Below are 24,228 nucleotides of genomic sequence, written 5' to 3' on the forward strand. Positions count from 1 at the left end.
AATAAATTTAAATCAAATAAGAAAAAATATTTGTAATAAAAAAATTAAAAAATTACAACCTTATTTCTTCCTAACTCTTTTGCTTTATAAACTGCTTCATCTGCTCTTTTTATGGTTTTCAATATATCTTCATTTTCTAAGTAAATAGTTCCACCTATAGAGCAAGTTTTATGTCCAACTGTATTAAAATCAAAAGATTCTATAGATTTTCTTAAAGATTCTAATATTTTTTGAAGATTAGAGGCTTCATCTATTTTTAAAATCATTATAAACTCTTCTCCACCCCAACGAACTAAAATATCACTTTTTCTAGAGTTTTTATTAAGAGTATCTACAAATTGAATTAATACTTGATCGCCGATATCATGACCATAATTATCATTTACTAATTTAAAGTGATCTATATCTAACATAGCTATTGCTAGTTTTGAGTTTGAACTACTTTCTGATATAAACTTTTTATAATTTTGATCAAAAAACTCTCTATTGTAAGCATTTGTTAGTTTATCATGAAGAATTTTTTTCTCTAATATCATTTTTTGGTTAAAAGTTTCAGATATATCCGTAAAATTTACAATCATTGTATCTATATCATATTGATTTATTGATACTGAGAAAGCAAACTCTGTTGTCTCATTTTTAATTAACACTACTCTTTGTGAATCTTCTAGTAAGTTTATTTCATGTAACCAGTTTGCACCTTCTTCAATCTTTTTTAGATGAAAGAAGTTGTCATCTTCTATAAAAAATTCACAAATACATTTGTGTTTTTCTTTAAATTTTTCCAAATTCTCAAAGTTTAAAAATTCAAAAAATTTACGATTAGCAAACTTCAACTCTTCACCACTTGTTAAAATCACAATATTAGCTTGAGTATCTAATAGTTTTTCTAGGTTTTTATAAGATAGTTCTAATCTTTTAATTAATTTATATGTCTCTAAATGATTATTTACTCTTACATTCAACTCTTTAGTATTAAAAGGTTTTCTTACATAATCCTTTGCACCTAATTCAAAGCCTTTTATTAAAGAGCCACTATCTGTTTTTGCTGTTAAAAAAATAACAGGTAAATCTTTGAATCTATCTTGTTTCTTAATCTCTTTAATAGTTTCATAACCATCCATAATTGGCATTTGAATATCCAATAAAACTAAATCTATCTTAAATTTATCCAAAACTTTCAAAGCCATTTCACCATTTGATGCTACTTTGATATTATATTTATCTTTAAAATTAGTAACAATAAAATCAATATTAATAGATTGATCATCAACAACTAAAATGGTATTTTTATTTTGCATTTAAATCCTTTAAAATATTTTCTAATAAAGAGATAACTGTTTCATTGTCATTTTTTTCAAATGATTTATTTAATAAATCAATATCTTTTTTGGGTAAAAGAGTTTTTAAATTATCTAAAAGTAAACCAATCTTCTCACTAGATATATATTCATAATCTTTTAAATCTACAATTAATTTTTCAATACCATTTTTTAACTCTTTTAAATCTAAAGTTTTTATATCTTTTTGACTACTTTTTAATATTGGAAGAATAGAGTTCTCTATATTCTCACAAATATTTTTAGTAATTTCAATAAGATGATTAGAAAATGATAATTCTTTATTGTCATAAATCTTTTTAGAAGTTTCAAAAACTTCTTGAATATGAAGGTTACCACTAACTCCTTTTAATTTATGAAGGTATTCAAAGTACTCTTTTTCACTATTTTTCAAAGATGCTAAATCTTTATCTATATCTTTATACTCTTTATAAAATTTTTCATACATTCTGTAAATATCATTTATATCTGTATTGTAGTTTTCAATTACAGATGAAATATTGATACCTTTTATAAAAATAGTACTAGATTTATTTAACTTATTATCTATCAATTCCATCTCAAAATATTGTTTTAATATTGATTCAAGTTTACTTCGAATTAAAGGTTTCGCAAGATGGTTATTCATACCTGCTAATGAAGTTAACTCTTTATCTTCATCCATAACAGCAGCACTAAGTGCTACAATAGGAGTGTTTTTATTAAACTCTCTAATTTTTTTAGTAGCTTCAAATCCATCCATTTTTGGCATTTGTAAATCCATAAAAACAATATCATAATTAGATTTATTTACCATATTTACAGCTTCAAGACCATCATTTGCAATATCTATATCAAATCCAATACTTTCTAGCATTTTACTTGTAACAAGTTGATTAATCTCATTATCTTCAACAACTAAAGCTTTTTTTAAAGAGGTTAATTTCATTTTTTCACTCTCTGCTCTTTTGTTCTCTATTTTTTTATCAAAAATTGTATTATATAAAGTAGATGGAGTAAAAGGTTTTTCAATAACTTTTTCAATATAAATATTACTATTTTGTGCCTCATTAAGAAGCTCTTGTTTATTATGAGCAGTTATCATTAAAATGTTAGGTATATTGATATTATTATCTTGAAGTTTTTTTAGAAGTTCTAAGCCATTTAGTTCTGGCATATGCCAATCTACTATTATGTAATCTATTTTTTCACGAGTTATTATTTCATAAGCTTCTAAACCATTAGATGCACTTAAAGAGTCTATTTTCCATGATGATAATACCTTTTTTAAATAATCTCTATCTATCTCACTATCATCTATTATTAAGAAATTAGAATTAATATAAGTTTTTAAATTCTCTTTTATAAACATAGTATCTTTTATATATTCAAGCTCAATTTTAAAACCAAAAGTACTTCCTTTATCTTTTATACTGTTAAAATATACCTCTCCACCCATTAATTCTACAAGTTGTTTTGCTATTACAAGACCAAGCCCCGTTCCACCAAATTTTTTTGTTGTTGAACTATCTTCTTGATTAAATGCTTTGAAAAGTTTATTTTGATTTTCTAAAGCTATTCCAATTCCTGTATCTTTTACACTAAAATCTAAAAGAAGTTTATTTTCATTTTTTCTAATAAGATTTATATCTACATGAACATTACCTTTTTGAGTAAACTTAATAGCATTTCCAATAAAGTTATTTAATATTTGAGTTAATCTTAAACTATCTCCAATTAGACTATTATTTATTTTAGGATCAACAGTAAAGCTAAATTCTAAACCTTTTTCATAAATTTTGTAACCAAAAATATTAGATATATTTTCCAAAAGTTGGTTTAAATAAAATGGCTCTTTTAAAATATCTAATTTTCCTATCTCTATTTTTGAATAGTCTAAAATATCATTAATAATATTTAAAAGAGAGTTTGAAGCTTGAATAGCTTTATTTAAATAATCATTTTGTAAAGGATTTAAAGGAGTGTCTAAAACTAAATTTATAAGTCCAATTGTTCCATTAAGAGGAGTTCTAATCTCATGAGACATATTAGCTAAGAATTTAGATTTTGCTTCATTTGCTTTTAAAGCTTTTATTTTAGCAATTTCTAATTCGGTTATATCAATGCTTGAGCCAACCATTGCAATTTTATCTCCATTTTCATCAAATTGACAAATTGCAGATACTTTAATATACCTTATTTCATTATTATCTGATCTTTTTATTCTAAATATAGTATCAAAAGTACCATTTGTATCTTTGGCAATATTTATTTTTTCTTCTACAATAGGTAAATCTTCTTCAAGAACTGCATTACTCCAAAGTTCATAATTATTTATATCTTTTTGTGGAGTTATTCCATAGATTTTATACATATTGTCATCTAACTCTAAACTATTAGTTGCAAAGTTTAATCTCCAAATACCTTGTTTTGAAGCTGTAGTTGCTAACTCTAGTTTTAAAGTTGTATCAAGAATTTTTGCTTCAATCTTTTTTTGCTCAGTAATATCTCTAATAGAAGCATAAAAATACTCTTTTTCTCCTAATTTTATCTTTACAGAGGTAATACCAGCTTGATATTCACTACCATCTTTTCTTTTATGAACTCTTTCAATATAAATAGGTGCTTGATTAATCTTTGAAACAACATCTTGATACTCTTCAAAACTATTAATACTAGTATCCCAATCAAAGATTGAGAGATCTTTCATCTCATTATTATCATATCCAAGAAAATCTCTAGCTCTTTTATTAAATTCAACTAGTTTTCCATCTTCTATATTTAAAATAAAAATAGCATCTGATGAGTAGTTAGTAAGATTTTTATATCTCTCTTTCTCTTCTTGAATCTCTTTTTCTAACTCTATTTGTTTGCTTATATCTTTTATTATTGAAAAAAGAATTTTTCCTTTTTCTGTCTCTATTGGAGAAGTATTTGATTCAATAGTTTTTATTTCACCACTTTTTAATCTATGAGGAAATATAAAAGTATTATTATTAAGCTTTGTAGCCTCTTCAATCTTATCTTGAATATCTTTTTTTGATAAAACATTTATATTTGAGATATTTAATTTTTTAAACTCATCTAGTGTATAGCCATAAAATTTACAAGCACTAATGTTTGCATCAATAATATTTCCAGTTTTAGCATCTACAAGAAGCATTATTGCTGAGTGAACTTTAAACATATTTTCAAATCTATTTTTAACTATTGTAATCTCTCTTGAAAGTTTTAACTCTTTAAAGTAATTTGCTCTCATAGTTCTAAATAATAAAAAAGAAGCTATTATAAAAAGTACAATTAAAATAGTTGCTATTAGAAGATTTTTTTTCCATTGATGTAAATACTCTTTTTCTGAAATTGCAGTTTGAATATAAAAAGGGTATTTATCCATTACTAAAAAACTACCTATTCTTTTCTTACTATCTGTTGAAGCTATATATTCAAAACTTCCAATTTTCTCTCCATTATTAACCCTTACAATTGTAGGATTTGAATCGGGTAATTTGCTATTTACATTAACATTTTCAGCTTCTGGATATCTGGCAATTAAACTACTTGTATCACTATTTCTAATAAGAACAACTCCATCTTTTCCAGTATTTATAGAAGCTAAAGTATCGTTTATTGTTGAAATATCTATTAGTGCTGTTAATACACCTACTAAATCTTTATTCTCATCTCGAATTGCTCTAGCTTGGATAATAGAGTAGGAACTAGAAGTAAAAGAAAAAAGAACATCCGAAAATGTTGTATTTAAATCTTTGTTATTTTTCAGCATCTGAAAATGCTCTCTACTTGAAATATTAACAAGAGAATTTAAACTATTTGATGAGTATAAAATATCACCTTCTTTATTTGCAAAATTTATAACACTTACATTGCTAAAACTACTAAGTAAAAATCTAAATTTATCATTTACTATTTTCTTTTTTTGGTCAAAACTAGATGAATAAAAATTGTTATTCTCTTTTGGAAGAGTTAAAACAACATATTCTGCTAATTTAAGTATATTTTCTGCTTGTTCAAAGTCATTTTCAAATTTTTTAGTTAAAAGCATTGTTACATTACTAGTAGAAATTTTAGTATTCTCAATCGCTCTTTTATACTCAAAATAAGCTTGCAGGGATGCAAGTAAAATTATAAACAATATCGAGAAAATAAACCAGCCATAAGTAAAATTCTTTATATTTAAGTTTATCTTAAAAAAATTCATAGCTTCCCCATATTTGCATACTTGACAAATTGTTTGAATAAAGATTTATATTTATGTCAATTATTATCTTTTTGATTTTAACATCTTAATAATAAATAATAGTTTATTATAGATTGCTATTATTACTCCCCTAATAAATAATAATATTTTTAGTTTTTTTATTATAAAATATATCTACTTTATTTTAGGAGATTATTTTATGAGTTTATCAAAAAAACTTATTGCAGAATTTATAGGTACATTTTGGCTTGTACTTGGTGGTTGCGGTAGTGCTGTTTTAGCAGCTGGTTATCCAGAGCTTGGAATTGGATTTGTAGGAGTTTCTTTAGCATTTGGACTTACAGTTTTAACGATGGCTTATGCAATAGGACATATTTCTGGATGTCATTTAAATCCTGCCGTTTCTGTTGGGCTTTATTTAGGTGGAAGATTTAGTGCAAAAGAGCTTATTCCGTATATTGTTGCTCAAGTTTTAGGTGGAATTTTTGGTGCATTTATTTTATACTTAATTGCAAGTGGACAAGCTGGATTTGATGCGAGTTCTGGATTTGCTTCAAATGGTTTTGGTGAACACTCTCCAAATGGATATAGTTTAGCTTCTGTTTTATTAGCTGAAATTGTAATGACTTTTATGTTTTTAATGGTTATTTTAGGTGCAACAGACAAAAAAGCTCCTTCTGGATTTGCTCCAATTGCTATTGGTCTTGCTTTAACTTTAATTCACTTGATTACAATTCCTGTTTCAAACACTTCAGTTAATCCTGCAAGAAGTACAGGTGTTGCAATATTTCAAGGTTCGTGGGCTATTGACCAACTATGGTTATTTTGGTTAGCTCCAATTGTGGGTGCTATTATTGCTGGAATTGTATATAGACTCTTATTTTCTACTGAAGATTAATCAAACTTATCCCTAAATTTGGGATAAGTTTTATCTTAAATTAAATCTTTCTCATCTTTTTATAGCTATAATACTTTCTTAATTAAAAAAAAAGAGATTTATTATGAAAAAACAACAATTTATAGATGATTTACAAAAAATATATGACTTTTTAGAAGAACAAAAAGCAAATACAAACTTATATTTAAAATATTTAGAAAATAAAGAGTTTGAAAAACTAAGCCTTTTTGATGAATTTGCAGAAAATTTGGGCTTAAAACAAAGTGAAGATTTAAGATTTGCTCTTGTTACAAGGCTAGTTAATTTAAGAGATGATAGCCTAGTTCAAGTTCTAAAAAAATTGGAAAAAACAGAGAGTGAAATTATTTCCTTACAAGAAAAAGCTTTTTTATTTGTAAAAAAATATTGGCATGAAAAACACAAAAATCTAGTAGATTTTATAACACAAAACAGACTCTTAACACCTTTTTATAGAGAAATTTTTATAGGAGTTTATAGTGTTGGTCTTGCTATGTCTTCTTGGCAAAGCTCTTGGACAGCACACATAATAAATGGTATAAACAAAGAATTAATGGCTAAATTTGATGGAAATGAAGCAAAGATAATGAAATATCTTGAAGAGCAAAATCTGTTTGATAAAGGACATGGGGGAATAGTTGCCGATAGATGTTACTCTGCTTTGGTAAAAGAAAATGAAAACTACACTTCAAAAGCATATATAAAAGCTTTCAAAAAAGAGACAACAGCAGTAGTTGATGCTCTTGAAGAGTTTGTAGATAAATTAATCGAACTTGAAGATGAAGTTTATGAGCAAAAATGGGAATATATAGCATATATCCAAAGCTTGATAGTGGCATTTAGTGAAGATAAAACAGATAGTTTAGTAGGAAAATGGGCAGATGTTGATAGAGCTTGGATGAAGATAAAAACTCCAATTCAAATAGGTCATCCTCTTGAATATTATGAAGACCATTTTAGAAAAGCAGTTGCCCTAGAGTGGGATATAAGGCTTACAAATCCAAAATTTGCACAAAATGACCATAGAGTATCTAAGATAAAATCAGCATTTAGCAAGATTTATAGTAGTTTTGAAGAAAATCCAAAAAATGAAGAGTATAAAAAAATATATGATTTTAGCTTTGCTTCACTTGATAAAGTTCAGCTTTATGTAGGGCGACCAGCTCTGTTTTTTGGAGCTGAACTAAATGGGCTTTTTTCGGCTCAAGTTGTACCAAATGATGAAGTAGTTAGCCTTGAAGAGGGTAAAAAAATCTTTGCTTTTTCAGATGAGATTTTACAAAGTAGCAGGGCAAAACCATTTTTGAAGCTTTCAAGAGAGATTTTTGGACAAGAGCTTTTAACAAAAGATAGAACTTTCCTTTTTAATGAAACACTTTCTTGGCACAAAGTTTATGATATTAGCACTATTGGGCATGAATATGGGCATATTTTATGGTGCGATGAAGAGACGGAAAGCTTTATGAATAAAACTGGGAATTTCAAAAATATTGAAGAGTTCAAGGCAACAACAGGAGGATTAATCTCATATTTATTAGATGAACAAAATGATGAAAAATACCTAAAAGAGCAAGTTTTAATTGATTTAGTAAAAAGAAGTATTGGGTTAATTTCGTGGATGGAAGTTGATGAAGTGCAACCATACTATTGTGAAGGGTTAATCCACTTATCAGGGCTTTTTGCAAGTGAAGTTTTGCTTTGGGACGATGAAGCAAAAAAACTAAATATAGATTTAAGTGAGCAAAAATTTGAAAGATTGAAAATTTGGTATATAGAAAACTACACTGCTTTGGCAAAACACTATTTAGAAAAACTTGATGCTACAGAGTTTTTAAATCGTTATGCTACAAAAAAAGAGAAATATTTTATGCCAAATGATGATGTTATCAACTCTTTTGTAAAATACTACTTCAAAAGATACCAAGAAATTGGGCAGGAGTTGGATAGTGAGGATAAAAAAGAGAATTATATAAAATAGAGTTAGATTTAAGCTAACTCTTTTTGGATTATCATTTTTATAAAAGATTGATATGGAATATCTAAAGAGTTTGCTTTAACTCTTAGTTTTTCAAGCATATCTTCTGGAAGTCGCAAAGATATAGTTTTTGTACTTTTTTTAAGATTTGGAAATCTTACTATTTTTGCATTTTCTGTATCAAAAAACTCTGTTATATCGTTTTTATCCCAAAACTCTATCTCTTCTTTTTGACTTTTAAATTTTGGTAAAGTTTTCATAGAAAATCCTCTCTTTTTTGCTCATAGCTCTTGCTGAAATAACTCTAATTTTATTATATCTTTTGGTAAAAATTACAGTCAAAAGTTGTTTATCATTTGTAAAACCTAAAGCTACACATCTACATTCTATCTCGTTTGAGTGTGCTTTATCTTCCAATAACACTAAAGGTTCATTAAAAAATATCTCTTCAATTATTTGCCATTTGATATTATGTTTATTTTCATTTTTATAGATATTTCCACTATCCCAATCAAAACCAATAATATCATCTGTATTCAAACAATCAAACATTTTTTAATTCCTTTTTGTATATTGTTATTATATACATAAAATATAAAAATAAAATTAACTCTTTTTCCTAAAAAGCCCAACAAATTTTGAAAACAGAAGATAAAGCTTTGTTTTAAAACTTTTAGATTTATCTTGTTCACTTAGATATTTTACAATTTCACTATGCCCAAACATAGAAGCAAACATAAGTGGAGTTGTGCCAAGTCCGTTGTTTTCGTGGATATTTGCACCATTTTCAACTAAAACTTTTACAATCTCTAAATAACCTTTAAAACAAACACCAGCGAGTGGTGTTTGTCCCTTGTCATTTTTTCTATCAACTTCAGCACCAAAGTTTACTAGCATTTTTGTAGTCTCCAAGTTGCCGTTGTATGAAGCCAACATAAGAAGAGTATTTCCTTTTAAATCTGCCAAATTTACGGGCATTCCATATTCTATCATCTTTTTTAATTCATCTATTTTACCTTGCCTTGAATACTCTAAGGCAAGGATTTGTAACTCTTCATATCTTTTTTGCTCTTCTTGTGTGGCTTCCATTTTTTATATTCCTAAAGCTTTTTTAACACCAGCTGCATAATCAGGATGAACTTTTTCAAATAGTGCTAGTTGTCTATCTACAATATTTCTAGGAACTCCATCCATAGCATCTTTTATATTGCTAAATAGTTGCTCTTTTTGGTTTTGGCTCATTAATAAAAATAAGGCTCTTGGCTGAGAGAAATCGTCATTTCCAACTCTGTGGTCAAATCTTTTTGCAACATCTCCAACAGCTAAATCTGGCTCTAAATAGCTACTATCTTCAACAGCTCCATCAAAACTATTTGGCTCATAATATGCTTTTGTTGGTTCTTTTATCTCAAAATTCATACTTCCGTCAATATTATAAGTATTTACTTCAACAATTGGTCTATTTACAGGCAACATCTCATAATGAGTTCCTACTCTATATCTTTGTGCATCTGGATATGAGAAAATTCTAGCTTGTAGCATTTTATCAGGCGAGAAGCTAATTCCTGGAACAATATTTGATGGACTAAATGAAGCTTGTTCTACTTGTTGGAAATAGTTTTGTGGGTTTTCATTTAAAGTCATAGTTCCAACTTTTATCATAGGATACTCTTTGTGTGGCCAAACTTTTGTTAAATCAAATGGGTTAAACTCACAGTTTTTTGCCTCTTCTTCACTCATAATTTGAATCTCAAAACTCCATTTTGGGAAGTTTCCTTTTTCAATATTTTCAAACAAATCTCTTTGATTTGACTCTCTATCTTTTCCAACCAAGGCTTCAGCTTCTTTGTTTGTGATAGTCTCTATTCCTTGAAGAGTTTTAAAGTGGAACTTAACCCAAAATCTCTCACCACTTGCATTTATCAAACTATAAGTATGCGAACCATAACCATTTACATTTCTAAATGATTTTGGAATACCCCTATCAGACATCAAAATCGTAACTTGATGTAAACTTTCAGGACTTAAAGACCAAAAATCCCAAGCAGCTGTATTGCTTCTTAAATTTGAGTATGGATCTCTTTTTTGAGTATGGATAAAATCAGGGAATTTATAAGCATCTCTTATAAAAAATACTGGTGTATTATTTCCAACTAAATCCCAATTTCCCTCTTTTGTATAAAACTTAAGAGCAAATCCTCTTACATCTCTTTCAGCATCTGCTGCTCCTCTTTCTCCTGCAACTGTTGAAAATCTTAAAAGAAGTTTTGTAATTTCTCCTTTTTGTAAAACTTTTGCTTTTGTATATTTTGAAATATCTTGCTCTATTTCTAAAACTCCAAATGCTCCACTCCCTTTTGCGTGAACTACTCTTTCTGGGATTCTCTCTCTATTTTGATGAGCTAATTTTTGGATTAGTTGATAATCTTGTAATAAAACAGGACCTCTCTCACCTGCTGTTAAAGAGTTTTGATTATCTGCGATTGGATTTCCACCCGTTGTTGTCATAACTTTCTTCATCTTATCTCCTACTTTTAATTTTAAAGGATAAAAATTATCCTTTGAATAAAAGTATTCTATAGGTTTATATATTAATCTTTGCTGAATTTTATATATAATTTTTTTGCGAATTAGTGCAATTTAGATAAAATATCATTTATATCAAAAATCTATCGTGCGAGTTTTCGGAAACTGGACTTCAGTCCAGTCAATCCATGTGTAGCAGGGACTGAAGTCCCTGTTCCGAAACAGAGTAAAAACTGTATCATCAATATAGTTATCTATTAAAATAATTTCTTTTTGTGCTGTTTTTAATAAATCGTTTACAAAAGAGTAAGAGTCATATATTTGCCCGTCATAAAAGATTTTTTGTGCTGGAATACTATTTCTATCTTCTAAGGCTTTGAATATTTCTTCTATTTTTGTATCTGTTTTTATTTCATACAAGCTTTGTTTTTTTTCTATTAAATCAAGTCTTACAAATAAAGAGTTGTTTTCTTGTATAAATTTTCTAATCTCTACAAATGCACGAATAATTTTTACACTCATAATAACAGCTATTTCACTTTTCAAAACTGCACTAAGCATAGAAACTCCTTGTTCTGTAAAAGCAAAAGGTATTTTTCTTAATCCCATTTTATCTGAATTGGAAGTCACAAATTGTGACTTCCAATTATCAAACTCTTCTTTTGATAGTTGAAACATAAAATCACTTGGAAATCTTTCTATATTTCTTTTTACAGCCTGATTTAAAACTTTTGTTTCCACCCCATAAAGTTCTGCTAAATCCCTATCCAACATAACTTGCATATCTCTTATATTGTGGATTTTATCTTTTATACTATTTTCATTTATGATTAAATCTTGCATTTTTAACCTTATATATAATTTTTTAAATTATATCAGGTTTTATAAAATGTATATAAAAATATGTCAATTTGTAATGGAAATTGTTTTATTAGGCAGGGACTAAAGTCCCTGTTCCGAAGAAGATTATAATCCTGTTATATCTGTGATATTATTATCAATTTTTACTTTTGCAGTATCATTTGAGTAAACAGTATAAGTTCCGTCATTAGTACCTTTTGTCCATCCTGTTCCACTAAATGTAACTTTATCATTCTCATCCCCTTTGATGATTAGCTCTTTACTACTATTAGTCATAGCTAAAACATCAGAAAGTTTTAGATTTAGTATTTCATTTTTACCATTGCTAGTCCCTAAATCTATTGAAGTTACATTTTTCATATTTGATGTACCAAGTTTACTAAAATCTAAATCAATACCTTTATCAAGAGTAAAGTTTCCAGAAATCTCTTTTACATCCACATTAAAACTTCCAGTTACCTTAGACGATGTTGCATCAGTATCAGTAACATTTGTACCATCAGCTTTAATCTCTTGTGTCCAAGCATTAACTCCAACACTTGTAACATCTTTATCACTTGTGAATTGGATTTTGTTTATCTCATCATATTTGATACCTGTGATAGTCCATTTAGCTCCATCCCATTTTGCATATTGTTTTTCAGTTTCAGGTATAGTATCACTTTGTCCATAAGCTTTAATTACTGCTCCACCTTCAATTTTAAATTGCGAATTTGCACTAAGTCCAGTTAGTTCTAAACTCATTGTTTCACTGCCATCTATATCTTTCATAGATGCATTTAGTTTTAAATCCAACCAAGAGAATGCATCTCCAAATGTAAGTGTAGGAGTGATAGTTACACCATCTGCAACTGGAGTTATTTTTCCCGTTATTTCTTGTACATTATGAGTTTCAAAACTTCCTTGTTGCTCTTTTACTTTAAATGTAGCATCAAATTTGAACTCTCCTGCCCAATTTGTCGGTGCATTTATATAAATCTCTGGTAAAGCATTTCCTGTACCAATTTGTGGTACTAACCATTGATTGTAGTGAGTAGTTTCTGCAGGAGTTATATTTGGATTTAGTACAAAACCATTTCCAATTTGCCCTATATTAGTAGCCATTTTCAATGTTCCATCTGTATCTTTATACCAAACTGTAAATCCATTTGGGATTTTATCCAATACTATACTTCCAAAACTTTCAGAACTATCAGTCATAGTACCTGCATCAAATTCTAATTTCATTGAATTTGCAAGAGTTGTACCTCCTATAATTACAGCAACATCTTCTTTTCCATTTGTAACTACAGTAGTATTATTTAATACAAAATCTATAACTGGTTTAACTGTAATATTTGCTTCACCTTTTGAAGTCAATGCTACAGAGTTACCCTCTTTATTTTGTACACTTACTTCAAATTTAACATCTCCATCTCTATTTGTTGCTGGAGTATAAACTAAACCAGTAATTGGTGTATCAACTGTAAAGGCTGTTCCATCTTTTTTTGTAATCGTATAAGTTCCATCAGGACTTTCAACTATATTATAATTATCCCCTGTTAAAGTCCCTTTTGTTCCTACACCACCTGTTGCATCATCTTTCCAAGTTTCATTTATTTTAATAGTTAAACTATTTCCTACAAGTTCTGTTTTTGTTGCATCACTTGGATTTGATAAAGTAATTTTTAAATCTACTGGAGTATCCTCTTTTAAAGTTCCAGTTGCTTCAACTTTTACTGTCATCTCATCTGTTACAGGTGTGATAGTATTTGTTACCTCTACTTTATTTCCTTTGTTATATGTTCCATTATGGTGTGTAGCAATAGTTGCTGTAAATTTCATATCTCCTTTTAAATCTATACCATCTTCATTTTTTCCAACTCCTTGTGATGAGTTTACATCTTTTGGTGGAGTTATTTTTACATTTGATAATTTTGTATTCATATCAGCAGCATTTCCGTTTCCAGAAACTACATAGTAAGTTTTTCCACCCTCTACATAAGAGTAATCATAACCTGTAATCTTAGAACCCTCTGGAATATCTGTAATAGTGATAACAGCTCCACCAGTTCCAGTATTACCACCATCTTTTAATTTAACTTCAAGCATACTTCCTAAGCTAAACTCTGTATCTTCTGTTGCACTAAAAGTTTTAGAAGCTAACTCTAAATCTGCTGGAGTTCCAGTACCAGTTCCAGCATTATAATTTTTAATAAGAGTAAATGTTTTTGAACTACTCTCTACTTTTGTATCTGTTGTTGCTTCATCTTTTGTATATGTTGTGATTTTAATAGGTCTGTCTTCAAAATCTGCACCAGTTTTCACTACAAATTTAATACTTTGTAAAGCACCATCACTATCTAAATTATTATCTGTTAGATTTGTACCTCTTATAACCCAAATTCCATTATCAGGGCTTCCATTGTATCCCATATATTCAGCATTTTCAACTTCAACACCTTGTGGTACACCAGAGATTACAATCTCTTGTACTTTTTCACTATTATCCTTATCATCACTTGTTGTAGTAACTGGAATTGTGAAAGTAGATGTTGAACCATTTTGTACTGTTACTTTTTCACTACCTAGTGTATTATCAATTGTTACATCTGTACCAGTTATAGTACCTAAAGTTAGAGTTGGTGCATCTGTTACAGCTTTTACTATTACACTATGAGTATGCTCATATATTTTTGTATCAGAACTTGCTCCATTTGTATCTTTTACTTCATAAGCTACATCTAAAGTAAAATCACCATTAACTTTATGTGTATCAGTATGTAATACAGTTACTTTGTCCAATTTATCTTTGTCAATTAAATAATAAACTTTTGTATCAGTGCTTTTATCTTCTAAAATAACAGTTTTTGAAACAGTTGATGAAGTGCTTAACTCTGTTCCATCGATATATAATTTATAACCTTTTAAAATCATCTCATCAATAGTTGCTTTTGAGATATAAACACCCTCAATAGTTTCAGTTCCATTTGTAGTTCCAGTATCTTTTAAAGTAGCTGATAAATCTACTTTTGTATTTAAAGCTCCACCATTTACATCTAATCCATCTTCATAAATAGTTGAACTATTAGCTACATTTACATCATCAGCTTGTGGTTGCACAAAAATATTTACAGTTTGAGTATTCCATGTTTTACTATCATTTTCTCCTGCTTTTTCAGTAGTTACATAAGTAAGTTTAATCTCTGCATTTCCACTAAAGTTTAAAGGAGGAACAATTTCTATTTTTCCACTTTTAATATCATCAGCTTTTACTACATATTTAACATCTATTATTTCATAAGGGCTACCCTCTTTTATAGTAAATCCTGTTGGAAGTTCTATCTTAATAGTTAACTCTTCACTATCATCATAAGAAGCTAAATTATCAGGTGTTTTATAAATATCTTTAAGATTGATATTTGTATCTTCTGTTGCTTTTATATAAGAAGTACCTCCTACTGTAATTAACTTACTTGTATCTGTCGTTAAATCAGTACCAACAGGTGCATCTGCTTTATTTTTAACAATTACATCTATTGTAACTTCTGTTGAACTTTTTATACTAGTTCCATCTGTTGTTGCAGCATTTACTTTAAATCCATTTGTACCTGTAAAATCTGCGTCATCATTGTGTGCAGGAATAAATTTAATATCTGGTTGCTTTGCATTTGTAAGACTTTTTATTGTTACTGTATTATTTCCAACTAGAATATTACCTGATGAATATGTAGTTAGTGTTCCACTATTCCAAAGATTTATTGTAGGAACACCTGAGTTACTATAAGTTATAAGTACAAATTCATTTGTTATTGGGTCTTTTACATACAATGAACCATTATTTGGGAGATTAGAAATAGTTACATCAAATGTTTCTGAACTATCTTTATCATCACTTGTTACTTTAATACTTAATGGAATACCATTTTCTGGATTTGTGATTGCTCCATTTTTATCAGTAGTATTTCCACCTGTTCTTCCTGCATCTTCATATCCAATAGCTTGTTCTATTTCTATTGTAGCAAGGTTTGCAACTGGATTAACTTTTACTTCAAATTTAACTTCAGCTTTTTTAACTCCGTTTGCTTCTCCAAGAGTTTCACCTGTTAATCCACTATAATCGGTAGTATCTGCATCATTATCAACACCATAATCTTTTGTTCTAAGAGTAATAGTTCCTTCTACTTCTCCACTCCAGTAATCAGGGAATTTGATTTTGAATTCTGGGTTTTCAAGTTTGTTATTTGCACTATCAAAGTCTAATTTATACTCTCCAGTTCCTGTTTTATTTACTTTAATATCTTTTTGATTACCTATTGTAATATAGATAAAATCAGGTAAAGTTGTATTTGCATCTTTTGGAGTTAAAGAAATAGTATAACTTCGTTTTTCACTACCATCTAAATCTAGACTTGTATCTGTTCCTGCTCCACTTGTTTTTGTAAGAAGTGAACCAAAGTCTAGTACATTTTCAGTTTTTGTTTCTCCAGTTTTTGGGTTTGAGTTGTTTTCAGTGATAGAATTAAATGTTAAAACTTTGCTTGTACCATCAAGTGTACCAGCTGAAGCTATTTTACTACTATCCCAATTTAAAGTAATATCATCTGTTACAGCTTTGATTTTTACAGTCATTTCTGCTGTTGTTGTTTTTGATAAATCTGTATTTGTTTTATCTGTATATGTTGAATCACTTGCATTTAATGGTTTACCACTATCATCAACTTCATAAGATGTTACTCCTATTGTGATTTTTATATCTGTGTCATTATCCTCTGCGTGTTGGATTTGTAGTGCTTCATACTCTGCTTTTGTAAGATATAAAACATTTCCACCTTTTGCTGGTAATGTCCCTTTATGATGATAAGTATAATCTATTTTAGATGCATCTCCACCAGTTTCTGTAACTATCACAACTTTTAGTTCTTGATTATTTGAATTTATAGTTGCTACTTCTGTTGAACCACTAAATATTTTTGCACCTGTAACTTTATCACCATTTGTAAATGTAAGAGTTATCTCTCCGTTTCTTTCAGGATTATCTCCAGTTCCAATATTTTGATCACCTGTACCAGATGCAATATTTGGTGTTACTGTTGTATCAGCAAATCTATCACTATCTTTTGATAAATATGGAACTTTTAGTTCTAAACCTATTTTATTAGATCCTTCTTGTGTGTTTCCAGCATCTTCTGTTGTATTTACATCTTTTTTTACAATAACTGGAGCATCTGCTACTGGTTTTACATTTATTGTAACTGTAGATGTTGCTTCATCTCCGTCATAATCTTTTACAGTATATGTAAACTGTGGGCTTTTTGTAGTATTGTGGTTACTATAATCAGGACTTGGAGTAAATGTAACTGTACCATTTGTATTGATTGTAAGACTACCAATTTGTTTAGTTGTATCTCCTTGTTCATAGATAGCTATACCACTTTGTCCAATAGTATAATATGTACCATTTATTTTAACTGTTTCCCCAGATTCAAAATTATCATCTGCAAGTCTAATAGTTATTGGAGTATCTTCTTTCGTATCTACTGTTTTAGGAGTTGCATTTGGTACAGAATCCACTACTGTAACAATAAATGGTACATTATCTGATTTTGTTCCATTAGAAGTTACATTAAAGTTAAAAGTCATATCAAATGTATCTTTAATATTGTCTCCATAAGTATGATCCATTGGTTCTAGTAATTTGAAATCATATACATCATTTGTACCATCTTTTTTAAGTTCTACTGTAAATACATCTTTTCCATCTGCTCTCTTTGCTGTTAAAAGAGTTCCACTTTCATTGTAAGAATAAGTAATTACTTGTCCATTACTTGTTTTGTCAGTTGTTGTAATCGTTTTATCAAAAGATACTGTATATGTATCAGCATTTGGATTTATAATTCCCAAAGAATTTTTTAGAGAATTTTCAGATGTACCAACTGGTGTAGTATAGTTCTTTCCTTTAACTACTACCGTTATATTATCTGTTGATGTAGTATTTAAACCATCTTCAAGAACTATCGTATTTACTGGTGTTCCCAAAGTTACACCATCTTTTATAGTTGTAGTTGTTTTATTGTCTGTCTCTGCTTTTGTTTTATCATATACAAGATTTTCAAACTCTGTTGAAACAATATCACTAATTGATAAATTGAATTGTTCATTATCGTCTTGTATAAAATCATCTTTTGTTTGGATAGTAAATTGTACTTGTGAATTACCATTTGGAATTGTGATAGTTAATTCTTTATTTGTGCTATCAAAACCACCAGAAATTTCTGTTGTACTAGATGAATCTCCACTAAAGATTTTTAATAAATCATTTAGTTCTGCTTCACTTCCAGTTACACCTGTAAACTTGATTTTAACATCTGTTGCACTTGATACTGTTACAACCTTATTATCTTTATCTACAAGTTTTACAGTATATGTAACTTTATTTCCCTCTACAACAGAAGTTTTATCAGCTTCAATTACTGCCCAAACTGTATCTTCTTGTCCGTAAACTGTGCCATCTGCTCCACCAGTTACAACTGGTATACTGTTTTTTACTGCATCATTATCTACTATTGTACTTGTAACTCCTGTATTATCAATAGTTACATTTTCATAAATAGCATTTGCTACATTATCACTTGGGTGTTTATAAGAGTTTGTATCTATATTAACTTTAAATGTCTCATTTGTTTCTGTTTCAGCTTTGTAGTCATCAAGAGTTTGAACTTCAAAAACAGTAGTTCCAACTGTTACAACAACTGTACTTTGAGAAGTATAATCTTGTGTTCCATTAAGAGTATTTTGTGATACTGAGATACCTACTGCACCACCACTAATATTTTCTGTACTAACTGTTACTGTTCCACCTTGAACTGTTACTTTTGTAGAATCATTGAAAGTTGTAGTATTTGGAGCAAATGCAAATACTTTATAGTAAGCTTTATCTCCCTCATTTACTTCACTTATATCCATATAGTTACCATTTTTAAGTATCGGATTTCCATCTTTATCAACAGCTACTATTTTTAATATTACTTGGTCTTTTGTTGGTTCTTTTGTTCCACCATCTGTTGGGATATTTGGAGTATTATCTGTATCATCTAAGATTGTTCCTGTTACAGATTTTCCTGCATCTGCTCCTAAACTATTTGCTGTTTTATAAGATTGGCTATATCCAGCTTCAATATTTTCAAAAACACCATCTTTTTGAGTGATTTTTCCAATAGTTGCTGTATAACTTTCATTGTTATCTGCAAAATAATCATCTAGTGTAGGATTACTAATTGTTTGAGTACTTCCAGTAACAGATGTAAATGTTACAGTTTTTGTTCCTGTATAGTCTGTGCCTTCTGTAGCACTTCCTGTATAATTTATAGTTACAGTTATCTCTTCTCCAGCTGGTATAGTTACAGGATTTCCGTCTTTATCTACAAGTTTAATAGTATGAGTTAAAGTTTCTCCCTCATATTTTGTATCATCTCCAGTGATTACCACATAAACTGTATCTTCTTCTCCATATTTTGGAGTTGAGTTTGTTGGGCTTGTTGGCTCTGTTGGAGTTGTTGGTGTACTTGTATCTTTGTTTGCTGGATTATCTGTAATAGTTGATGTTACTTTATTTTTTGTAGTATCTACACTAACATTATTTCCATAAGTTGATTGTGCTGTAGAATCTGGATTTGAAATTGTTACTTCAAATTTTTCATCACCTTCTGCATAAAAATCATCTTTTGCATCTACAGTAAATACTTTACCTATTTCTGCTGTTGTTGGATTATTAGCTATATCTGTATCTGTTCCACTTAATGAGGCATCTTTATCTGTTGAAACAAGTGTAGTTCCATAAGAAACTGCTAAATTTCCTGCTTGTTTATCTAATGGTTTTCCATTACTATCAATCGCAACTGCTACATAGTATAATTTTCCACCTTCTGGAGTTTGGTTTGTATTTTTATCTACATCTACTGTTCCATCTGCTTTAATAATATTGTCTTTTTTTACTGTTCCATCTACATTTATATCATCTTTTGTTACTGCTACAAGAACTATTTTTACAGCATTATCAGAAATTGTTCCTGTTACAGATGTTCCATCTTTTCCAGCTAATGCAACTGAATTAGCAGTTTTATAAGAATCACTATATCCTGCTTGAATATTTTCAAATACTCCTTTATCTTGAGTGATTTTATCTATACTCAAAGTATATTTTTCACTTCCCTCAACAAAAGAATCTATTTCAGATTTATTTTTTATAGTTGCTTTACCATTTGAATCTAGTTCTACAGTTATTGTTCCATTTTTACTATATTGATTTTCGCCTGTTTTAAAATCACTATTTTCAAGATTTGTATCAGAAGTATATCTTAAAGTTACAGTTATTGTCTCTCCAGTTGGAATTGATATTTCCACTCCATTTTTATCTACAAGTTTTAGATTATGAAGTAATTCTTCGCCTTCCAGTTTAGATTGATCTCCTGTTATTACCACATAAACTGTATCTTCTTCTCCATATTTTACTGTTGAGTCTGTTGGACTTGTTGGCTCTGTTGGAGTTGTTGGTGGTGTTGTGCTTGTATCTTTAGAAGCTGGATTATCTGTAATAGTTGATGTTACTTTATCTTGTACAATACTAGGTGTTACATAAGGTGTATTTGTTGGATTAGAGATAACAACATCAAAGTTTTCATTTCCTTCAGCAAAATAATCATCTTTTGCTGTTACTTCAAAAACTTCTCCTATTGTTACTTGTGTCTCTTTTCCTGTTTGTTTTGTGTAGTCATCTGTTGTTCCATTATCAGGAGTTGCTCCATAGCTTACATTTACTTTACCTGCTTGTACATCTAATGGTTTTCCATTACTATCAATTGCAACTGCAATATAATAAAGTTTCCCACCTTCAGGAGTTTGGTTTGTATTTTTACTTAAATCTACTTTTCCATCACTATCTAAAGGAACATTTCCACTTGAGTCTGTAGCAACTAGTACTATTTTTACAGGATTATCTTTTATTTCTCCTGTTGTTGTTTTATCTGTATGGATTGCAACATTTTCAAATGCTCCACTTTGAGTTACACTCCCAATTGTTACATTGTATTTTTCTGTACCTTCAACTTTATTATCTACTATTGAAATATTTGTAAAGTTTTGTGAACTATTTCCACCAGTAATTGTTACAGTTTTTACTATTGTAGATAAATCATCTTCTGTAAAGCTTCCAGTATTTGCACTATATGTTAAATTTACAGTTACACTTTCTCCAGCTGGAACTTTTACTTCTACTCCATTTTTATCAACTAAAGTTACAGTATGAACTAAATTTCCACCCTCATCAACTGATGGAGTTTCTGATATTTTCACATAAACTGTATCATCTTTCCCATAGTTTCCTGTTGTTGGATTATCTTCTCCTGTTCCTATATCTGGTTGTTCTACTTTTGCTGGATTATCTGTAATAGTCGATGTTACTGTATCTTTTGTAGTATCAATAGTTGGTGTTTCATAGTTTGTATTTACAACATCTGTTATTTTAACTGTAAATGCTTCACTATCTTCTCTTAAATAATCATCATTTGTCTCTACTTCAAATACTTCTCCAATATTTATAGGTTTATTTACCAAAGATTTATAATCTTCACTTCCATCTATTTTTGTTGGATTATTATGTCCTGTTGCAGTACCATTTGCTGTATTTACTGTAACTTGTCCACTTTGAACTAGAACTTTATCATCTTTATCAACTGCAACTGCAATATAATATAATTTTCCACTTTCAGGAGTTGTGTTTGTGTTTTTATAGATTAATTTTCCGTTGCTATCTGTAATATCTACTAATGTTTGACCTTTTTCTAAAGCAACAAGTACTATATTTACAGGGTCTATGTTTGCTTCTGTTCCTGTATTTGTATTATCTGTGATAGTTGAAATTACATTTTTGTCGTTTCCATTTTTATCACCGATTTTTACATTTTCAAATTCACCTGTATTTTCTATATTTGTAATAGTAAGATTAAATTGTTCGTTGTTATCTTTATATACATCATCATTTGTTTTTACTGTAAATGTGATTTCTGAACTATTTGCAGGGATTGTTACTTCTATTGTATCGCCATTTTTATACTGTGTATCCTCATCTTGTGTTGAGATATTATTATAAGTAACTGTGATTTTTGTATCTTTTGTTGGAATTACTGTATTTCCGTTTTTATCTACAAGTTTTACTGTATAAGCTGTACTTTCATCTCCCTCTTTTATTGTTTGAGTTCCTGTGATTACCGCATATACTGTATCTGTTTGGTCGTATATTCCAGTTGTTTTATCATCTGGATTTGTACTTGTATCTGGTTGGTCAATTTTAGATGGATTATCTGTTATTGTTGTTGTTACTGGTTTTGTATCTGTTTTTACATTCTCATAAACTGGTGTTGTTGGGTGTTTATATGAGTTATCAACAATAACTACATTAAAAGTTTCTCCACCATCTTTTAAATAATCATCAAAAGTTTCAACACTAATTACAGAATCTAAATCAACTTCAATTTGTGTAGTTTTATAATCTTCGCTTCCGTCTATTTTTGTTTGATTACTTACACCATTTGCAGAACCATTTTCAGTTTTTATTGTTACTTTTCCACCTTGAATATCTAGCTTATCAGTAGTTTTAAACTCTGTTGTATTTGGAGCAAATGCTAAAACTTTATATTTTGCATCTGATCCCTCTGGAACTTCATTTGCAAAAACATATTTTCCATCTTTTATGATTGGATTTCCATCTTTATCGGCTGCTACTATTTTTAAGATTACTTGTTCTTGATTTGGCTCTACTGTACTTGGGTTATTTGGATTTGTTGTTGTGTTATCTAAAATCTCAGTTGTAACATCTTTATTATTTCCATATTTATCTCCAATTACAACATTCTCAAACTCATTTGTATCAACTTTTTCGATTGAAAGATTAAATTTTTCTCCATTGTCAGCATAAAAATCATCTTTTGTTTCTACTATAAAAGTTGCTTGGTTTGAGCCTTTTGGGATTGTTATTGTGATTTTATCGCCATTTTTATATTGTGTATCATTGTCTTGAGTTGTTATATTTTTATAAACAACAGTTACATCTGTATTTTCATCCACAACTACAGGATTTCCATCTTTATCAACAAGTTTTACTATATAGCCAGATTTATCACCCTCTTTTACAGTTGGATCTCCTGTTATGATTGCATAAACAGTATCTTCTTCTCCATAAGAACCTGTAGAACTATCTGGAGAGTTTGGAGTGATTGGACTATCTTTTACAGGAGGATTATCAAGAATAGTTCCTATTCCATGTGTTTTTGAATCGTTTTTATTTATATTTCCTGTGATATTTGTAATATCTATATTGAAATATTCACTTTTTTCATAGAAGAAGTCATCTAAAATATCTACGGGAATTTTTACACTTGTAGATCCTGCTGGAATTGTGATTGTTCCTGTTTTTCCTATATAGTCTTTTCCTTCAGTTGCTGTTCCTGAACTTGTTTTATATGTAAATGTAACATCTCCACTTAAAGGCTTATCAAGAGTAACTGTAAACCACATTTTTCCATCTTGTTCCCAGATGATTTGGTCATCTATACTTAATTTTGCAGCTGATTCTGGTGCTGGTGGTGGAGTTACAGGTGGTTTTACATCTGGTTTTGGCTCATCTGGTCTTACTTCAGATGTTGGTCTATCTGGCTCTTCTGTTGGTTTATCTGTATTTGGTCTAGTTGGTGGTGTTGTAGGATATGTTGGTTTTTCAAATGGATTTGAAGGTCTTTCTCCTAGCGGTTTATTGTTGTTTGTTTGATTGTTAAAATTATTTTGAGCTTCACTATAACTTTGTGATTTTGGAAGTTTAAAATCATTTCCAAGAGCATTTTCCTCTTTTCTTAGATTTATACTACTTGAAAAAAGTTTTTTTCTTAAATCACTTTCTATATCAGTCATAGCTCCTGTTCTTGCTGCAAATTGACTAGCAGAACTCTCTTCATCTTCTACTTCTTCTTGTCCTTCTGTTGTCTCTTCTTCAGTGATATTTTTGTCACCTTTAAATTTAGCATCTCTTAAATCGCTTTCTATATCAGTCATTGCTCTATGAGCTTCTAGGATTTGCTCTAAATCTCCTCTTGTAAAAAATAGCTCTTCACTTCCAAAAGCTGTCTCTATTAAAGAAGAATCTATTAACTGTTGTTGTCCCTGCATCAAAACAATTACATCATTTCCGTCAAGTAAAATCTCTATTTTTGAACTACTTGAGTTTGAACTATCTCCGTAAACTGTATCATTTTCATTTATAATATCGCCTTGTTTAAGCTCTTTTATATTCCCTAATTCATCTTTTACAAAGAATTTCCCACTTTGTAGTGATTGTACTATTCCTGCTTGTGTTGCCATATTTTTTCCTTTATAGAATTTTATATTA

The 24,228-nt window shown here is 29.2% G+C and carries 10 protein-coding genes; 2 read left to right on the top strand and 8 right to left on the bottom strand.

Going from position 1 to position 24,228, the window contains the following annotated elements; genetic code table 11:
• Window positions 1–44 precede the first annotated feature (44 nt).
• Both IQC44_RS03275 and IQC44_RS03280 read right to left on the bottom strand, forming a co-directional pair.
• Window positions 45–1,301 (bottom strand): diguanylate cyclase domain-containing protein, encoded by a 1,257-nt coding sequence (locus IQC44_RS03275; RefSeq protein WP_198304781.1) that lies wholly within the window; start codon window positions 1,299–1,301, stop codon window positions 45–47.
• On the bottom strand, window positions 1,291–5,535 hold the full coding sequence (locus tag IQC44_RS03280; protein WP_198304782.1) for a response regulator: 4,245 nt from the start codon (window positions 5,533–5,535) through the stop codon (window positions 1,291–1,293). The genes IQC44_RS03275 and IQC44_RS03280 overlap by 11 nt, the downstream gene beginning before the upstream one ends.
• Before the next feature lie 199 nt (window positions 5,536–5,734).
• Between IQC44_RS03280 and aqpZ the strand changes: the two genes are divergently transcribed.
• Entirely contained in the window at window positions 5,735–6,433 is a 699-nt protein-coding gene (gene aqpZ / locus IQC44_RS03285) for an aquaporin Z (protein ID WP_198304783.1), read from the top strand.
• A gap of 103 nt (window positions 6,434–6,536) precedes the next feature.
• Window positions 6,537–8,429 (top strand): invasion protein CiaB, encoded by a 1,893-nt coding sequence (gene ciaB, locus IQC44_RS03290; RefSeq protein WP_198304784.1) that lies wholly within the window; start codon window positions 6,537–6,539, stop codon window positions 8,427–8,429.
• Window positions 8,430–8,437: 8 nt separating this feature from the next.
• On the opposite strand, the gene IQC44_RS03295 is transcribed toward ciaB, so the two are convergent.
• The 6 genes from IQC44_RS03295 to IQC44_RS03320 all read right to left on the bottom strand — a co-directional run bounded on the left by IQC44_RS03295 (window position 8,438) and on the right by IQC44_RS03320 (window position 24,200).
• Entirely contained in the window at window positions 8,438–8,686 is a 249-nt protein-coding gene (locus IQC44_RS03295; protein WP_198304785.1) for a BrnA antitoxin family protein, read from the bottom strand.
• Window positions 8,664–8,978 carry a BrnT family toxin gene (locus IQC44_RS03300; RefSeq protein ID WP_198304786.1) on the bottom strand — a complete coding sequence of 105 codons (315 nt, stop codon included), beginning with the start codon at window positions 8,976–8,978 and terminating at the stop codon, window positions 8,664–8,666. The genes IQC44_RS03295 and IQC44_RS03300 overlap by 23 nt, the downstream gene beginning before the upstream one ends.
• 54 nt (window positions 8,979–9,032) lie before the next feature.
• A complete protein-coding gene (locus tag IQC44_RS03305) occupies window positions 9,033–9,515 on the bottom strand; it encodes an ankyrin repeat domain-containing protein (protein ID WP_198304787.1) in 483 nt (160 codons plus the stop codon).
• 3 nt (window positions 9,516–9,518) lie between these two features.
• Window positions 9,519–10,946, bottom strand: coding sequence for a catalase (locus IQC44_RS03310; protein ID WP_198304788.1), 1,428 nt, complete (start codon window positions 10,944–10,946; stop codon window positions 9,519–9,521).
• A 141-nt stretch (window positions 10,947–11,087) separates the two neighbouring features.
• Window positions 11,088–11,795, bottom strand: coding sequence for an ORF6N domain-containing protein (locus IQC44_RS03315; protein WP_198304789.1), 708 nt, complete (start codon window positions 11,793–11,795; stop codon window positions 11,088–11,090).
• Between the two features lie 123 nt (window positions 11,796–11,918).
• Complete coding sequence (locus IQC44_RS03320) at window positions 11,919–24,200, bottom strand: Calx-beta domain-containing protein (protein WP_198304790.1); 12,282 nt, start codon at window positions 24,198–24,200, stop codon at window positions 11,919–11,921.
• Window positions 24,201–24,228: the final 28 nt, after the last annotated feature.

Source organism: Arcobacter vandammei, assembly GCF_016106035.1.
Lineage (GTDB): Bacteria > Campylobacterota > Campylobacteria > Campylobacterales > Arcobacteraceae > Aliarcobacter > Aliarcobacter vandammei.

Coding starts and splice junctions, on each gene's coding strand:
- ciaB (WP_198304784.1), top strand. CDS start 6,537: ATGAAAAAACAACAATTTATAGATGATTTACAAAAAATATATGACTTT.
- IQC44_RS03305 (WP_198304787.1), bottom strand. CDS start 9,515: ATGGAAGCCACACAAGAAGAGCAAAAAAGATATGAAGAGTTACAAATC.
- IQC44_RS03300 (WP_198304786.1), bottom strand. CDS start 8,978: ATGTTTGATTGTTTGAATACAGATGATATTATTGGTTTTGATTGGGAT.
- IQC44_RS03295 (WP_198304785.1), bottom strand. CDS start 8,686: ATGAAAACTTTACCAAAATTTAAAAGTCAAAAAGAAGAGATAGAGTTT.
- IQC44_RS03280 (WP_198304782.1), bottom strand. CDS start 5,535: ATGAATTTTTTTAAGATAAACTTAAATATAAAGAATTTTACTTATGGC.
- IQC44_RS03315 (WP_198304789.1), bottom strand. CDS start 11,795: ATGCAAGATTTAATCATAAATGAAAATAGTATAAAAGATAAAATCCAC.
- IQC44_RS03320 (WP_198304790.1), bottom strand. CDS start 24,200: ATGGCAACACAAGCAGGAATAGTACAATCACTACAAAGTGGGAAATTC.
- aqpZ (WP_198304783.1), top strand. CDS start 5,735: ATGAGTTTATCAAAAAAACTTATTGCAGAATTTATAGGTACATTTTGG.
- IQC44_RS03275 (WP_198304781.1), bottom strand. CDS start 1,301: ATGCAAAATAAAAATACCATTTTAGTTGTTGATGATCAATCTATTAAT.
- IQC44_RS03310 (WP_198304788.1), bottom strand. CDS start 10,946: ATGAAGAAAGTTATGACAACAACGGGTGGAAATCCAATCGCAGATAAT.